General features: G+C 56.7%; 19 protein-coding genes. 5 read left to right on the top strand and 14 right to left on the bottom strand.

Going from position 1 to position 14,962, the window contains the following annotated elements:
* Positions 1–144 precede the first annotated feature (144 nt).
* The 3 genes from ACYVHK_RS19875 to pnuC all read right to left on the bottom strand — a co-directional run bounded on the left by ACYVHK_RS19875 (position 145) and on the right by pnuC (position 2,749).
* On the bottom strand, positions 145–1,341 hold the full coding sequence (locus ACYVHK_RS19875; protein WP_460535719.1) for a GGDEF domain-containing protein: 1,197 nt from the start codon (positions 1,339–1,341) through the stop codon (positions 145–147).
* A 282-nt stretch (positions 1,342–1,623) separates the two neighbouring features.
* Positions 1,624–2,160 carry an AAA family ATPase gene (locus ACYVHK_RS19870; protein ID WP_460535717.1) on the bottom strand — a complete coding sequence of 179 codons (537 nt, stop codon included), beginning with the start codon at positions 2,158–2,160 and terminating at the stop codon, positions 1,624–1,626.
* On the bottom strand, positions 2,153–2,749 hold the full coding sequence (pnuC, locus tag ACYVHK_RS19865) for a nicotinamide mononucleotide transporter family protein (RefSeq protein WP_460535715.1): 597 nt from the start codon (positions 2,747–2,749) through the stop codon (positions 2,153–2,155). The genes ACYVHK_RS19870 and pnuC overlap by 8 nt, the downstream gene beginning before the upstream one ends.
* A 261-nt stretch (positions 2,750–3,010) precedes the next feature.
* Between pnuC and ACYVHK_RS19860 the strand changes: the two genes are divergently transcribed.
* The 3 genes from ACYVHK_RS19860 to ACYVHK_RS19850 are packed head-to-tail and all read left to right on the top strand — an operon-like array spanning position 3,011 to position 5,959.
* On the top strand, positions 3,011–4,027 hold the full coding sequence (locus ACYVHK_RS19860; protein WP_460535713.1) for a phospholipase C/P1 nuclease family protein: 1,017 nt from the start codon (positions 3,011–3,013) through the stop codon (positions 4,025–4,027).
* A 2-nt stretch (positions 4,028–4,029) separates the two neighbouring features.
* On the top strand, positions 4,030–5,394 hold the full coding sequence (locus tag ACYVHK_RS19855; protein WP_460535711.1) for a peptidylprolyl isomerase: 1,365 nt from the start codon (positions 4,030–4,032) through the stop codon (positions 5,392–5,394).
* 4 nt (positions 5,395–5,398) lie between these two features.
* The gene (locus tag ACYVHK_RS19850; protein ID WP_460535709.1) at positions 5,399–5,959 is read left to right on the top strand and encodes a hypothetical protein; all 561 of its coding nucleotides are present in this window, start codon (positions 5,399–5,401) and stop codon (positions 5,957–5,959) included.
* Positions 5,960–5,963: 4 nt separating this feature from the next.
* On the opposite strand, the gene ACYVHK_RS19845 is transcribed toward ACYVHK_RS19850, so the two are convergent.
* The 8 genes from ACYVHK_RS19845 to ACYVHK_RS19810 form a co-directional block, all read right to left on the bottom strand.
* Positions 5,964–6,461 carry a hypothetical protein gene (locus ACYVHK_RS19845; RefSeq protein ID WP_460535707.1) on the bottom strand — a complete coding sequence of 166 codons (498 nt, stop codon included), beginning with the start codon at positions 6,459–6,461 and terminating at the stop codon, positions 5,964–5,966.
* 41 nt (positions 6,462–6,502) lie between these two features.
* Positions 6,503–6,712 (bottom strand): hypothetical protein, encoded by a 210-nt coding sequence (locus ACYVHK_RS19840; protein ID WP_460535705.1) that lies wholly within the window; start codon positions 6,710–6,712, stop codon positions 6,503–6,505.
* A gap of 35 nt (positions 6,713–6,747) precedes the next feature.
* Positions 6,748–7,368, bottom strand: a complete 621-nt coding sequence (locus ACYVHK_RS19835) for a hypothetical protein (protein ID WP_460535703.1) — start codon at positions 7,366–7,368, stop codon at positions 6,748–6,750.
* Between the two features lie 45 nt (positions 7,369–7,413).
* On the bottom strand, positions 7,414–7,722 hold the full coding sequence (locus ACYVHK_RS19830) for a hypothetical protein (protein WP_460535701.1): 309 nt from the start codon (positions 7,720–7,722) through the stop codon (positions 7,414–7,416).
* A gap of 693 nt (positions 7,723–8,415) precedes the next feature.
* Positions 8,416–9,048, bottom strand: coding sequence for a hypothetical protein (locus ACYVHK_RS19825; RefSeq protein WP_460535699.1), 633 nt, complete (start codon positions 9,046–9,048; stop codon positions 8,416–8,418).
* A gap of 220 nt (positions 9,049–9,268) precedes the next feature.
* Positions 9,269–9,553: a hypothetical protein gene (locus tag ACYVHK_RS19820; protein WP_460535697.1), complete on the bottom strand. Its 285-nt coding sequence runs from the start codon at positions 9,551–9,553 to the stop codon at positions 9,269–9,271.
* A 177-nt stretch (positions 9,554–9,730) separates the two neighbouring features.
* Positions 9,731–10,042 (bottom strand): hypothetical protein, encoded by a 312-nt coding sequence (locus ACYVHK_RS19815; protein ID WP_460535695.1) that lies wholly within the window; start codon positions 10,040–10,042, stop codon positions 9,731–9,733.
* 190 nt (positions 10,043–10,232) lie between these two features.
* Entirely contained in the window at positions 10,233–10,625 is a 393-nt protein-coding gene (locus ACYVHK_RS19810) for a hypothetical protein (protein WP_460535693.1), read from the bottom strand.
* A 399-nt stretch (positions 10,626–11,024) separates the two neighbouring features.
* On the opposite strand from ACYVHK_RS19810, the gene ACYVHK_RS19805 reads away from it, so the two are divergent.
* Positions 11,025–11,342 carry a transposase gene (locus tag ACYVHK_RS19805; protein WP_460535691.1) on the top strand — a complete coding sequence of 106 codons (318 nt, stop codon included), beginning with the start codon at positions 11,025–11,027 and terminating at the stop codon, positions 11,340–11,342.
* Positions 11,343–11,355: 13 nt separating this feature from the next.
* Here the strand turns inward: ACYVHK_RS19805 and ACYVHK_RS19800 are convergent, their stop codons facing one another.
* Genes ACYVHK_RS19800 through ACYVHK_RS19790 form a run of 3 tightly spaced genes read right to left on the bottom strand, consistent with a single transcriptional unit; the run spans position 11,356 to position 12,799 of the window.
* A complete protein-coding gene (locus tag ACYVHK_RS19800) occupies positions 11,356–12,171 on the bottom strand; it encodes a DUF769 domain-containing protein (protein WP_460535689.1) in 816 nt (271 codons plus the stop codon).
* Positions 12,171–12,437, bottom strand: coding sequence for a hypothetical protein (locus ACYVHK_RS19795; protein WP_460535687.1), 267 nt, complete (start codon positions 12,435–12,437; stop codon positions 12,171–12,173). Before ACYVHK_RS19795 ends, ACYVHK_RS19800 begins: the two co-directional genes overlap by 1 nt.
* A gap of 53 nt (positions 12,438–12,490) precedes the next feature.
* Positions 12,491–12,799, bottom strand: a complete 309-nt coding sequence (locus tag ACYVHK_RS19790; RefSeq protein WP_460535685.1) for a hypothetical protein — start codon at positions 12,797–12,799, stop codon at positions 12,491–12,493.
* Between the two features lie 1,659 nt (positions 12,800–14,458).
* On the opposite strand from ACYVHK_RS19790, the gene ACYVHK_RS19785 reads away from it, so the two are divergent.
* Positions 14,459–14,677 (top strand): hypothetical protein, encoded by a 219-nt coding sequence (locus ACYVHK_RS19785; protein WP_460535683.1) that lies wholly within the window; start codon positions 14,459–14,461, stop codon positions 14,675–14,677.
* Positions 14,678–14,962: the final 285 nt, after the last annotated feature.

The raw sequence follows: 14,962 nt of genomic DNA, 5'->3' as shown, positions 1-14,962 counted from the left end.
TCTCATCGGTCATCTGCTACCCGACGTGGTGCCCTGGACCGACAAAAAAACGGCCGCCCAAAATGCGGCGGCCAGAGGAGGAGGAAATCGGTATTTCGATGGCGTGATCTTAGCGCCGCTTCCTTATGCGAAGATGAAGACGCGCTATTCCGGCGACGGCTCATCCGCCACCACAATCGTGGGTTCGGCGACCACCAGCGAGCCACCGGCCAGCACGATGCGGTCCCGCCCCAGGCGCTTGGCCTCGTAGCAGGCCCGATCCACGCGGGCAAAGACGCTGGCGGGTGATTCGTCCTCCACCCATCGGACCGCGCCCACGCCCATGCTGGCGGTCATGGCAATGGACAGGACATCATGGCGATAGGGTGTCGCCCGCAGATGCTGCTGGAAATCCTCCGCCAACTGGAGCGCGAGACCTGCATTGCAATCCTGCAGCAGCACCACGAACTCCTCCCCGCCGTAACGGACCAGATGATCCCCGGCCCGCCGGAAGCATTGCCGCATCTGCGCGGCAAAATGCTGCAGGCAGGCGTCGCCCACCTGATGGCCGTAGTCGTCGTTGACGCGTTTGAAGTGATCGATATCGAGCACGATCAGGCTCAGGTCCGCCTGCTGCCGCGCCGCCAGCCCCCACACCTGCCAGAAGCGGGACTCGTACTCGCGCCGGTTGGCCAGCCCGGTCAGGCTGTCCTGGCGGGTCAGCTTCTCGATCTCCGCGCGGCTTTGCAGCAAGGCGTATTCGGCCTGTATATGCGCGTCGTACTCCCGCGCCGCCCGGCGCAGGTTGAGCGCCAGATAAATGTTGTAGATACCCAGCGTGATGCCAATGGCCCGCAGCGACGGCGTGGCCAGCAGCAGTGCCACCGCCGGCAGGAACAGCAGCGAGATGGTCAGCAAGGCATGGCGCGGATCGAGCGAGAAGGTATTGCTCGCCGCGGTGCCGTAAGCAACCGTGCAGATGACGGCGATCAGCAAGGGGATGGTATTGGCCTGCTCCAGTTGGCAGACCCGCACGAACACCACAGCCCAGAGTACGCAGCCGGCATGGATCAGCAACCATTGGCGCCGACGCCAACCCTGGAACCGTGCCGTCTCGGCCGGCAGGCGATTACGGCGCCGCAGCAGCCACAGCACAACGAACAGGACCGCCGGTAACCACACCAGGCCAAGGTGGCCATAGCCGCCGGTGATGCAGATCAGCAGATAACCCAGCAGATAGAACACCGGCCCGTCCAGCGCGCGGGTGTAGAGATCCGCCCCCATGCGCTGCATGCGATATACCGCGGCCTCGGGCACGTTGGCGGGTTCTGGTGATGGGCTTGCAGCGTGGTGCTTAGGCATCGGATCTGGCTCTGGGTGAGGCAAGGGCAGCCAGCAGGCCGCCCAGGTTTCCAGCCCTGCAATGTACGGGATTTCCGTCCTCCGCCCCTACCCTTTGCCCACGCGACAGCCCTAAGCCACACGGCCTGTGGCGTATCGACGACGCTGACAACAGGTAAAAAAACGGCCGCCCGTACAGCGGCGGCCAGAGGAGGAGGAAACTTGTACTGCGATGTGAGGATGATACTGGAACAAGCGTACCAATGGTCAAGTAAGGGTAACTACGTAACGCCGCAGGGGCGATCAAGCCGAAAATCCCGGCAAGCCGCGCAGATGCTGGATCACAGCCTCGACACGCTGTGCCGGTGTTCCGCTGACTGTGCAATAAACAACACCGGACTGTTGCAACGCCGCCTCGTAAAGCGCGAATAACGCCGCCCTGTCGTGCGGATGCTCACGCAGTGGGTCGGGCTCCCAGGCGATATCCGGCGAGGGCAGCACATGCAGCAGATAGTCGTCCGCCGGCCACGCTGCGCTGATCGCCGCCGGGCAGTGCCCATAGCGCACCTCCGCCCAGATCTTGCACACCAGCGCATTGGTATCGCACACCAGGCCGTCCACGGCCCCTGCTCCTCGCCAGCGCGCCGGGTCTGATTCGCCCGCCCGCTGCCCCTCGGCAATGGCGACGACATCATCCAGGCCATAGATCAGCCCCGGTCGGGCCTCGAAGTAATCCCGCGCGTATTCCGGCAGCCAATGGCAAGCGATCGCCTGCGCCAGATCACGCGCCAGCGTGGTCTTGCCGGACGATTCCGCCCCCACGACGGCGACCTTAAACATGCACACTCGCCCGCAGCAACCGACGCCAATCCCACCAGCCGTAGGCTGCCAGTAGCGCCAGCAGCACATACAGCGCGCCGGTCACCTGCAGGGATTTATGGAAGTAGATCCCCGCCGCCAGCAGATCCAGCGCAATCCAGACCGGCCAGTTCTCCAGCTTGCGTCGCGCCTGCAACCACTGCGCCAGTACGCCGAACACGAACACCGTGGAATCCAGCCAGGGCAGATCAGTCGGCAGGAAATGCACCTGCAACTGCGCCACCAGCACCGTGCCCAGCACGCCCAGACCCCAGAACCAGCCGTGGTCCCACCAGCCCATGCGGCTGATGGGTAAGGCCGGGTGATGGGTACCCGCCCGCCATTGCCACAAACCATATGCCGCCAGCAGCACATACAGCGCGTTGAGCGCGGCCTCGCCAAACAGCTGGAACTGTACGAACAGGCCTACGTACAGCACGCCGGCCAGCATCTGCAGCGGCCAGGTACACCAATGATTGCGGGCGGCCAGCCCGATACCCAGCAGGGTCAGGACAAAGCCGACGACCTCCAGCCAGGTGAGCGCGCTGAGTTGGGTAAGCAGGGATTGCATGGGTGACGGGGAGAGCAACAGTGGCCCGCAGTATACCCGCGCCACCCACCCCTACCGCCGACCCGGCCATTGCGTGTTACGCGCAACAAGGCCACGACGACCTTGCTTTCCCCCCTGCCACGTACTTTGCTGGTGGGCACTACCTGCACCTAACTACCGCGTGCTTGGTGTCATCCAGGCTTCACGATACCGCCACACAGGGGCAGGAGAATTTCGTTCCGGGCCATCCGGCCCACAAGAGAACAGAGGAGAAGCAAAGCAATGAAACTCGCTCGCCTTATGGCTGGCGCGGCAGTAGCTTGTTGTCTCGCCGCACCTGTCCACGCATTCCAGCAAGAAACCCACCGCCGCATCGTGCTCGATGCCGTCGCCTACATGCAGGCCAACCCCAGCACCACCAACTTTGCCAAGCTGCAAGCCGGCGCGACCCGTGCCGGCTACACCATCGAACAGTTCGCCGCCGCCCTCGGCCAGGGCGCCTACGACGTCGACGACTTTGCCGACACCTACCTGTGCGGCGCCACCACCGGGGATTGCCAACTAGCGCCGGTCTGGGGCCTTGGTGCCAGCATCGTCAACTACACCAGCTACCAGCACTTCCAGAACCACACCGGCGGCGCCGACGTGCACGGCAACAAGCTCGGTGGCTACAACTATCACAAGCTGACCGTCTGGGGCGACATCGACACCCTGGCCGCCGGCTGGTTGTATGGCGACTATCTCGACGACGGCAAGGGCGGCATGAAGGGCTGGTTCGGCGACAACTCCAAGTACAACAGCTACGGCATTACCGAAGCCAACTACCGGATCGGCGGCTACTCCACGCCCTCCATGTATGCCGACTTCGAAAAAATGCCGTTCCAACCGATCGACAACCTCGCCCAGTACTGGTGGCAACAGTTCCTGGCCCGCCCGACCGCCCAATCGCTGGGCTTTGCGCTGCACAGCACCGACCTGCTGCAACCGCACCACACTTGGACCACCTCCGCGCTCAACCATTCGAGCTGGGAAGGCTGGGTGAAGGACTACTACGACAGCGAACGCCTGAACGACCCGGCGCTGGTGAAAGCGGCCCTGGCCGACTTCACCCCGCTGGCCAAGGACGCAACGGACATCCGTCCGCTGCTGACCCGTGGTGGCGATATCTCGTATGCACGCGGCGGTGCCGTCCTCTCGGCCACCGACCAGGCCACCCGCAAGACCGTGGCCAAGGAAGTCGTCCCGCACGCCATCGCCATGGTCGTGCATGTCCTCAACCGCGCTGCAGAGCGCCTGTAAGCATGGGCCAGACCGTTCAACAACGGCTGGCCCTGCTGGTTCTGCTGGCCACCCATGTAGTGGCCAGCGCCAGCAGCAGCCGCAGCCTCGACGACCCCACCCTTGCCGCCCGGATCGACGGCCAACCCGTGCCCATGGCCGGCCTGCGGGTACTGCATACCGCCTCCGCCTACCGCGACATGCGCACCCCGCTCAACAAGATCCTCGCGTCGGTCATCGACAACCGTTTGCTGGGTGACTACGCCCGCCAGCACTACGACGATGTCACGCTCTTCCCCAATATGGGCGTGGCCTTCAGCCGGGATGTTGCGGTCGAAGACCAACTGGTTGCCACCCTGCGCCGCGCCTACAAGCAGCCGCTGGACGCCGTACTCGCCAAGGCGGGCGGGCTCGACAAGCTCGTCAGCAAGCGCAGCAGCCCCAGCGCCGATGACCTCGCCGCGGTCTTCCCACCCAGCGCCGGCCTGCAACTCACCACCGAGCTCAATCCTGCCCGGCTCGATGCCGCCCGGCGCATCCCCCTGCTCGCCTACCGCCTGCCCAATGGTGACACCGGCAATATCAGCCTCGCCGATGTCTGGCAGCGGCAGAACATCCAGGGCAAGACCATGCTCGCCGGCGGCGATGCCGGCTACCGCGACCAGCAGGCCATGCAACTGCTCGCCGGTCGATTTGTCTTGAGCTGGGCCAAGCGCGACAGCGGCCTCAGCGAGGCCGACCTGCAACTGCTGCGACGCTCGGTCGAAGACCGCGACCGGCGCGGCGCCCTGTTGCAACTGCTCGGCATCGAAGCCGACATGCACTACGCCAGCGCCAACCTCAAGCGCCTGGCCGATAGCGTCACCCCGGCCGAGATCCGCACCTACTACGAACGCAACCCGGCCGAGTTCAAGCAGATCAAACAGGTCCGCGCCCAGCACATCCGCTGTGCCGAAGAAGCCAGTTGCCAGCGCGCCTACGCCCGGCTGCAGGCCGGCGCCAACTTTGCCGACATCGCCGCCGAATTCTCCAACGCCGACGATGCCAAACAAGGCGGCGACCTGGGCTGGCTCAAACCCAAGGACGGCCGTGCGCCCTGGCTCTATGAACTCGCCTTCGCCCTGCCGCCCGGCAAGCCATCCCGCCCGGTGCGCGAACCCAGTGCCGAGAACGGCCAGGCCAGTTGGCAGATCATGCTGGTGACCGAACGCCAGGAAGGCCTGCAAGCGCTCGATAGCGAAGCCGTCCGCTACACCGCCAGCCAGGCCATTTCCCGCCAGAAAGCCGTAGCTGAATTCAAGGCCCTGCGCGAGCAACTCTACCGGGACGCCCATATCGAACTGAACGCCAGCGCCCTGGGCGTGCGCAGCGTCGACAAACTGGAGTAAGACCATGACACCGCGTGGCTGGACCCTCACCGCCCTCACTGTCGCCGTTATTGGCGGCACCGCCTGGTACCTGTGGCCACAGGCTGATACGACACTCGCCAGCCACGCGGCCACTCCGCAGACCCAGGCAGCAAGCCAAGCCACATCGGAAGCCTGGCCCCCCAGGGATGCCAGCGGCAACGCACCAGCACTGGAGGCCACCAGCACCGTACCGGCCATCGACCAATCCACCCCGGCCGTACTGAGCATGGCCGAAGCCCGCGAACACGGCGACGACCGCGCCCCACCCCTGGCCCACAGCAACGGCGACTGGCGCGAACCGCCCACCGCCGCCGAGCTCGCCAACCCCGACCGCTATCAGGAATACGCCGATCGCCAGCAACGGCGGCTCTACAGCGCCTACGTGAAAGCCGCCGACACCCTGCTGCCGCAACTGGATAAAGACCTCGCCCGTGCCAAGGCCGAAGGCGGCATCAGCCCCGAAGAAATTGCCAAGGTAGAAGAAAAACGCCGCCGGATTGCGGCGGCGCAGGCGGAGCTGGCGGCGAAGCTGGCTGGCGGCTAAGCCCCTATTTGCAGAGCGGCGGCAGGCAGGACAGCAACTCGACCGGCTTGGGGTTCGCAGGATCGGTCATATCCATGAAGCGGGAATAGCAACTGGTCGTCGAGAACGGGAATATCCCGCTGGACCCTGTCGCTGCCTCCACCAGATACACCCCGTCCGGCACCGGCCGGAACTTATAGTGATAGGCGCAATGCCGGTCCCCGACCGAAATCATCGCCGACAACATCGCCGGCCTGCCATCTGCCGCCGGCACCCGGCGCACCACCGGCCCCTGCCCACCGTCGCGCTTGCCGGTATAGATATCACTCGCATAGCAATCCTTACCGATCAGCAGATTGCAGTCCGCATAGGCGTAGCGGATGGTGATGGCATCGCGCCGGCTGCCGCCCGTCTTGTCGACGACCTGAATGCTGACCATCGGGCCACTGGTTGGGTCCACATGCGGTGGCGAGGCACAGCCGGCCAGCAGTGCCGCAGTAATCAGGGGAATGAGGTATTTCATGATGATATCCTTAGCGGCACGACGGCTCAGCGATGTAGCCACTACACGTAGTAATAGACGATGTCCTGCAGTACCTGCTCATCGGCCGGCGTGATGGTCCCGGCGAAGTAAGGGGAGAGCGAGGCAAGGATGGCTTTGGCGGGTATCGGGTCGCGCGTCAGCAGACCTAGCAACTCCTTGGCCACGTCGGCATCGGATACATAGGTCGTGTTCAGGTGGGAGAGGTGGGTGGTGAGGTCGGTTTGGTTCATGGGGCTAGGTACGGCGCCTGCTCAATCCGTGGGCTTTAACCAGACACCAGCAAAGCCTGCTCCGTAAGGACGCACTTGCCGCCGGCCTGCCAAAGTCTGAAATAGGGCTCCAGATCGATTTCAAATGCAAACAATGGCTGCCCAATATACCAGGCAAGATAGTAATCGGCGGCCAAACCATAGAGCGCTTCAAACAGTGCATGGGTCTTTTCATCAGTAAGCAATTTGCTCGCCCTGATCGCATCCCCAATCTCATCAAACAGCCAATAATGAGGCACGTCCTGCTGTAGCGCACGCTGCAGATCGGACTTGCTTACAAAGCACACTTGGCCGCCATGGCAAATCTCCTCGATCTCAGTATTACCAAGCAGAATGCACACCTTTTCCTGTTCTTTGAGCCATTCCGCGCCCTTCTGAACAAGCACCGTTTTATCCGTGCCACCCTTAGGCAGTAGGTAAAGCGAGTCTTCTAACGTCCCTGCAGAGACGACATTTTCAGCTCGGCTTATCAGCTCCACCGAATGGGGGAAATAAGCAAATATGCGCTGAAGATCCTCCTTACTATGGTGGGCTTTCAAAAGCCCCAGAAAATGGGACTTGTCGAACGCTGCTCTGCCCTCGCAAACAGCGCACCAATCCAGCAACAAAGATTGCATACCATCCCTTCTAGACTTTGGTCGAGAACCCCCATTTTTCCCCGACTACTCCCCACGACAGATCAAGTTCTTTATTACCCTAGAAGCATCACCCAGCACGTAGATCTTGGCTGCCATGCCGGAGTATGCAATCTCGAACTCTCGCTCCCACGATCTGATTTTTTCAATCACGAGATCGATCAAGATTTCTGAGTCTTTATCCTCCGACACGGAGCCATCCTCCATGTCGACCGTAAAGGAAATAGCGACTGTCAAGTGAGCTCCAGTCGGGATATCGGTGATGCATCTAACCTCCATCGCCCAAAGTCCATTGTCCTCTAAAACAGGATCAGTTCCCACAACCAGTTCTATCATTTTCTATCCTTCTTGCAAAACATATCCTTTGCTCTATCAACTATCTCTGTAGCTGGCGAGTCAGTAGTCAAATAGAAATAGCAAATAGGGGACAGACCACGATTTTCTACGTAAAAATCTTAGTCTGCCCCTACTTACTGCACTTTAATTAAACTCAATACCGCACTCGGACAGCAAGAAACTCCTTCCATCCGAAATTAACAACTGCTCGTTCTCAACTTTGGCCGATAACAAACCCAATCCCTTAACACCTGACTCGACATCAACCATCCATCCGCTCACATCACCGTGGCAGGAAATCGCGTAAAAGTCTGGACCAAGAGGCGGCGTAATCTTGCAACCTCGATCATTTACCCCCCTCGCGTGGCCATTGGCGGATTGGTATAACACGTCACCAGTTTGAACAACTTCCGGAAAGGCGTCTTCCCATGGGAGGAAATATAAACGACACATTGGCCTTCAACAGGAATCACCCCAGGAATAGCGCGGCTATCAGACGTTGCAACCTTCCCACCTAGAATAGCCTCCAAGCTCTTTTCTTCAGCGCTCACATACCACCTCATTTATTGACTGAACTTGCCGCTTGCGACAATTGCTCGGTCGAAACCGCTGTGCAAATAGGGGACAGACTAAGATTTTTATGTGGAAAATCGTGGTCTGCCCCCTATTCTTCTCTCCCTATTTTTTCTTCCTCTATGACCTAACCGGAGACCAATCAGACCAATCACCTTCAAATGGCGTAAAGAGATCAAAGTCTCTCAGGAAAGTATAGGGCTCGTCATAGGAATCCAAAGGCGCCATGGGCAACCAATCGGTAGGTATCCAGGGAGTATCCAAATTTAATTGATAGCCGTGCCTTGAAGCGATCTTGGCATATACCACTCCAAAGGTAGATATCAATCGCTCAGTCAAACCAAAAGCTGGTTCAAAGTTTCGGACCTTACTCACGGTTGGGCTTGTCAGCTCAGACAACGCCGCTTCCATACCTGCTACATCCGCTTTAGCCAGGGAGAGATAGAAGCGATGATCAACCTGATACTTTTTCATCCTCCCTGCGGGACTGGCCAGTACACGCTCACAGCGCTCGGCGAGCTCAGCCCACTCACCTTGCAGCGCCAATATTGCCTGATATGCATGGAACGCGGGATGCTGCGATGAGTCTTTTTTTTCCCACGTCGAGACACAATTCTGGCTTGACCAACTCACCAGTTCTGGATGATCACTCAATAACGGCATTAGATGTAGATAGGCTGGATACCATTCCCACGGCCGATGTTGCATATATAGGCGCTGGAGTTTTCCAGTGACATAGGCGTACTGTTTCATCTGGACAAGATCGTTGTCTCGGAACCAGGCAAGGAGGGTCTTAGCCTCATAGTACTGACCTAGGACCAATAAGCACCCTGTCGCACTCCCCTTCCCGGCTTCAAGCATCTCAGCCCCACTCTCAGCACTTTCCTTACTTGCTCCCTCATCTCGCCCGAGCAAATGAGTCAAGCCATCCGGAAAAATGTTCTCGCTTCCCATCGAATATGGCTCCACTCTCTTATTTCTTCGGTAGCTTGGGCGGCTTCGGTGCCGGAGTTACATTTGCGTCAACATTAACAACCACAAACTTCCCTGTGGGTTTGTCAACACCAGCAACAGCGGTCTTCAACGAGCCATCTAGCAACGCTTTCTCAATCGCAGCTTTAGCAGGATCGCCATTTGGCAGTTTAGCCTGTACAGATCGAATCCAACTATCCGACAACTGCATATTTCCACCGGCAGCGGAGCTATCAAGCTTAATGGAACCGCCGTTGATTTGCTTCCCATCAAGAACAAGCGTCATCGTCGTCGTGCCATCTGGGCTTCTCACAACCATCACACTGTCATACCCATTGTCGGTGCCGTACTTACCGCCACCAATGCAAAAATTGGGATCAGGTCTTGCAATCCAACAAATCCATGTGTGATTGCAAGGCCTGACCCCAATTTTCCAATCTTCCGTGACACGGACTCCAATTTCTTAGCCTTTTGCATACCTGAAATTTGTCCTAACCTGGTCGCCAAGCCTATAGGACATAACAAAGGAAATCCAATGCTCGCCGCGCCCTCCGGCACTTTCCTTTAATTTTTTCACCAACCCATACAATATTGCATCATTGATGTTTGTCCTTGCGTTAGGGATCTCAACTCCGTCTCGATCAACCTTCAGGTTCATGTCCATATAACCCTCTCCAACCTCAACCTCGAAGCTGAAAGCGTCATAGCCATCAACGATACCTTCGTCGATGATCGCGAAAATCTCTTTAACTAACTCAAAGTCTTCAGTAATCATTGGGTCACCGGAATTTTGTTTACCTATCCTCAAAGACTCTAGTCGTGATCTTACCATCAACTATAAATATTACAGTCAATGTGTCAGCCCTCGCGAAACTGGGGTCAGATCTTGTATTTTGCATGAGAAAACAATGCGAAATACAAGATCCGCCCCCGAATTACGCAAATCGAGACACCCCAAACACGACTCAAATCTCTTCCAGATACTGAACCCCTGTTTTCCCAGCAATGGCATACACACCTTCATATTGGAAAGAAAGAATGCATTCCATTCCCAAGCAGGCAAAGATACCTTCAACAATTCTTCTAATCTCAACTCGCCCCAGCTCGTAGCTTTCACTAGACATATGGAACACCACGCGAGCCCCTACAGGCCAATCTAGCCCAAAATCCGCAGCACCAACAGTGACCAACGAATCCATTTCAACCCGATTGATCACCGCAAACATGCCGAAATCGAACTCCACGTCCCAGCAATCGCCACCCCGTTCTACGACAACGCCACGGCCATCGCTAACCAGAGAAGCAAGCTCACAAGCATCGACCCCGGCTTTGATTTCAATCACAAACATCAATGACATTAGCCACCTCCAAGCACAACAACTTTGCCATCTTTTATGAGTATCAGATTCTTCATTCCAGGAACCGGGTTCTTTTGAATGAACTGGGAAGAAATTGGGGTCAGGCCTTGCAATCCAAAAAGCCTATGTGTGATTGCAAGACCTGACCCCGACCTTCCCTTTATCTCGCACTTATCTCACCTCGGGACAAAAGGAACAGCTTGTGTACAAGCAGCCCATATTTGACTCCAAAAACTCGGACAACTGAGTTGGCATCATAGTCGTCGCTGAGTTCCCAAATATATTTAACGGCTTATTCTGAAAGCCAGGATTAAGAAGTGTGCTAGTAATTAAGTAATTAGGGTCAGGTCTTGCAATCCAACAAATCTATGTGTGATTGCAAGACCTGACCCCAATTTTTTGCTGGCGGCCTTTATCGGCCTGACGCCGCGACAACGGCTATCCGGCAGCTCGGTAAAGGGCCGCACCATCATCAGCCGCACCGGCCACAAGGATCTGCGCCGCGCTTTGTACATGCCGGGCCTAGTAGCGCGGCGGCACAATCCCATCCTGAAAACCTTCGCAGACCGGTTGGCAACAACCGGCCTCGCCCCCAAGGCAGTGATCGGGGCCGTCATGCGCAAACTGGCCCACCTGATCTATGGGGTGATCACGTCTGGCAAGCCGTTTGACTCGAATCACGGACAAACGGGGCTTGCTATTCAAGACGGTATCTGACCCCAATTTTTCTTCAACGTGCAGCCTTTGCAACCTCGGTAATTTCAAAAGAGTCGAGAATGTGCTCGAATGCTTGTCGCGATCTCAAGTATTGCTCGGCCGGACCATTCTTCAAATCAACAGATTTGTAGGTAAATCCAACCTTGTAGTAGTAACCACTCTCGCCTATCGGCAAGTACCAGTACTCAGTTGAATCCGAGAGATAGTCCAAATAGTTCCACGTTCGGGACACGCGCCAGCGGCTTCCGCCTCTTGCTTCCGTTACTAGCGGTTCCCATTTCGAATATCCCTTGTAGGCTCGATCGAGCAACTGCTGTTCTGCCTGAGCATCCTGCTCAATAGTCAAAACCTTGGCTGCCTGCAGGTAGACCGAATAGTCCGAGCTGCCGACGCGGTCAGAGCAAAGTGGGGCGAACTGATTATAATCAAAGTGAACGGTCTCTCCCTTGATCCCCGTCGTTTTGTCGATCAGTCCACCCAGCATGCCTTTACGCCTCATACCGACTGCATAACGATCCATGCTCATAGTGCTTGGACCCTTGGCGTTTATCCCGTCCTGATAAAGCCGCCCGTCACGCTCATACATAGGTCCGGCCCGATCATCGTCCAAGGCATAACCACAGCCCCCCCGAGCAATTGGCTCACGGGATGTACCAAAGGCGAAATACTCGTGGTGGATGTGATAGCGCCCATTAAGCACGAAATCGTAGATCGCCCAGCGCGGCGTATAGACCTTAACCACAGGCGCAGCACTATTCGATGTAGTGCTCGCACAACCCGCAGCCAGCAAGCAGGCTGCGAGTGCAAGGCCAAGCGTGATTTGGCGCATTAGCCGCCACTCCCCGACTTCAGCTTACTCATCAACAACTCCAGGTCAGTCACCCTTTGATCCTCCACTTTTGATGGGGTGGTCGAAGGGACCGTAACCACGGGCACCGGAGACGAACCGACAGGCTTGACGGCGGTTTGGTCACGCAGATAGCTCTGTTCCATCAATTGGTTATTAAACCCCGGCAAGAAAGCATTAGGTACCGGCGTAGCCCCCTTCAGCAGTTGGTCGACCTTGCCCTGCCTAAGCTGCTGTAGATGAGCCATCTCGTCCCCTCCGTAGCTGTGGCTAAATTCGACTGCTGCACACCCCGCCGTCCCTATGCCATAGCAGCTATGCGCACTGGTCGATCGATCATGGCCGGAATTTCCTTAACAGAAATCCAGGTCTCGCCGTTAGGGCTGTGACCAATCAAGGTTGCTACCGGGTCGTTGGAGAACGCCGTGTAGCTATAAAACAGCTGATTACTGTCCTTCTTCACAGGCTGAATGTTGCTGTTAACCTTGCTGGCTGCTTCCGATAGTTCCAGGGTCTTAACCGCCGGACCTTTAGCTTGCACCGTCAACGTCGGATTGGTAAACCCTTCGCCTGTCAGCAATACATTGGGGTCAGGTCTTTTATTTTGCACTGCCTATAAATACAAAATACAAGACCTGACCCCAAATTTTTATTTCCAGGGTGCATATCGCGGCGTTTATTAACGCCTTAGCGCCGCCCCCTAGCCTCTCACGGCAGAGGCCACCCGAAGGCCATCATCCATCGCAAACAGCAAGGGGGAAGATTCTACTCAGCCCGTTATGTAATTGAAATGTAAGGATTCACGCATGCCCTCACATCCGACTCCCGTGGGTGCACACGACGCCGCATACGGATGAATATCGAGCAAATAGGGGTCGGACCACGATTTTTACGTAGAAAATCGTGGTCCGGCCCCTATTCCCCCCAACAGAGCGTGGAGTTATACAGCCATTAACGTAACCAGCACAATTTTGTCCTCACGAGAGAATTCAAATCGTAACGCACCTCCTGTCACGCTATACCTAAACCATTTATTCAAATACCCCATCAGGCCATCTTGCTTATCACCACCAGCTCTGTCGGGGTTTCCGAATCTAGATAAGATGTCTGCTACCCCATCTTCGGACTTCATCTCAACAGGCAGAACACCCGAATACGGCAAGTATCCGTCAGCTTTCACCAAATAGAAGTGCATATGGTTTAGCACCCCCCCCACGAAACCCAAACTCCAAACCACTCGCATAGAACGACATGTACTCCGTGTAATTCAAGGGGTCGCTCTCTTCACCAGGCCCTTCCTCCATCACAGGAGCTTCACCTATGGCTTCAACTAGATGCTGAATCTGTTCGGAAGGTTTTGGCTTCCCAATCGCATTTAGATAAATATTCCAGTCGCTAATCATAAGGCACCTTAATTCCTAATATCCCCTGTGCAACCCGCTAACACTTCCATCATCAAGGTTCAGCGTCCCAGCAACTTCGATCCATCGCCCTTTGTCTTCCTGATAGCCTATTGTCACCTCAAGCGCCGCACCCACCTCTCGTACAGAGCCAAACCGGGCGCCCTCCCCTAGGGAGGGTGCTTGGTACCTACGCCACAGCGTGCCCCCGGACGAATAGACAAGGAGATTCTCAGCGCCAAACTCTTCGAAGTCTCCAATGATTGCCATCTGCCCTCGGGTCACAAGCGGGCAGACAGCAACTGGTGGCCTCTGGAAAGCTACCTGAGCAGAGACGCCGCCCCATATCCATGGGACGACGGATTTGCCGTCCCACACAGACCAATCGATAACAGGTGCACTCGACATATACGAAAGAACATCAATCAGTGTGGTGGCAGAGGCTCAGGGCTACCAACGGGTTTAAGGAACTGAGTTCGCTGGTTCCACGGAAGCTGGAGATCCAGTTGGAGGATTGATTTGCTACCAGGTAGCAAGCGCCCCGTGACCTGGTCAATCTGCGGTCCAATCGGGCCACTAAGAGCATCAAATGACCGCACCACTTCATACCTTTGAACAAACGAAACATCAGATTTAAATTGCTCCGCAAAATTGGGGTCAGGTCTTGCAATCCAACAAACCTATGTGTGATTGCAAGACCTGACCCCATTTTTTCCAGGGCTATACTTTTAACTATGCAACTTAGCAGTATCACCGTCAAAACCATGAAACGATACCTCGTTCTCGCTCTGGTGCTTGCCCTGATAGGCTGCTCCCAACCCCTGCCGCAAGAGAAATGGAACTACGTAGGGGAATGGCGAGGTACTGGCATGACGCTGCTGATTAGCAAGGGCGGTGACGTAGCCTATCGACGCGTGACCGGAAACGTCAACACCATGATCAATGCGCCCTTGCAGCAATTTCAGGGCAACAATTTCGTAGTTGGGGTTGGGCCGATGGTTACCACTTTTGTGGTGTCTGCTCCACCACATAACGAGGCAGGAGTGTGGAAGATGACGGTAGACGGTGTTGAGTTGACGCGGCAGTGACAGGAGTTAGTTTTTCCGTGAACCACAGTCCATATAAAAGACGAGACGGTCAGGTCTTGCAATCCGACAAACCTATGTGTGATTGCAAGTCCTGAGCCCAATCTCTCGTTCTCGCTGTCGATCATGTGTCTGGGCACGTCGGTGACGACGACCCTGACCGGCTCGTAAACATAGCCGGGATGAGCCTTGGGGAGCAAATAGGGGACAGATCACGATTTTTACGTAGAAAATCGTGATCTGTCCCCTATTTTCCTTCCCGCAAAAATTACCTAGGGAAATTCCAAC

This window comes from Chitinimonas naiadis (assembly GCF_054780835.1).
The sequence above is the reverse complement of the archived record's forward strand: the minus strand, read 5'-3'. Positions and strand labels throughout refer to the sequence as shown.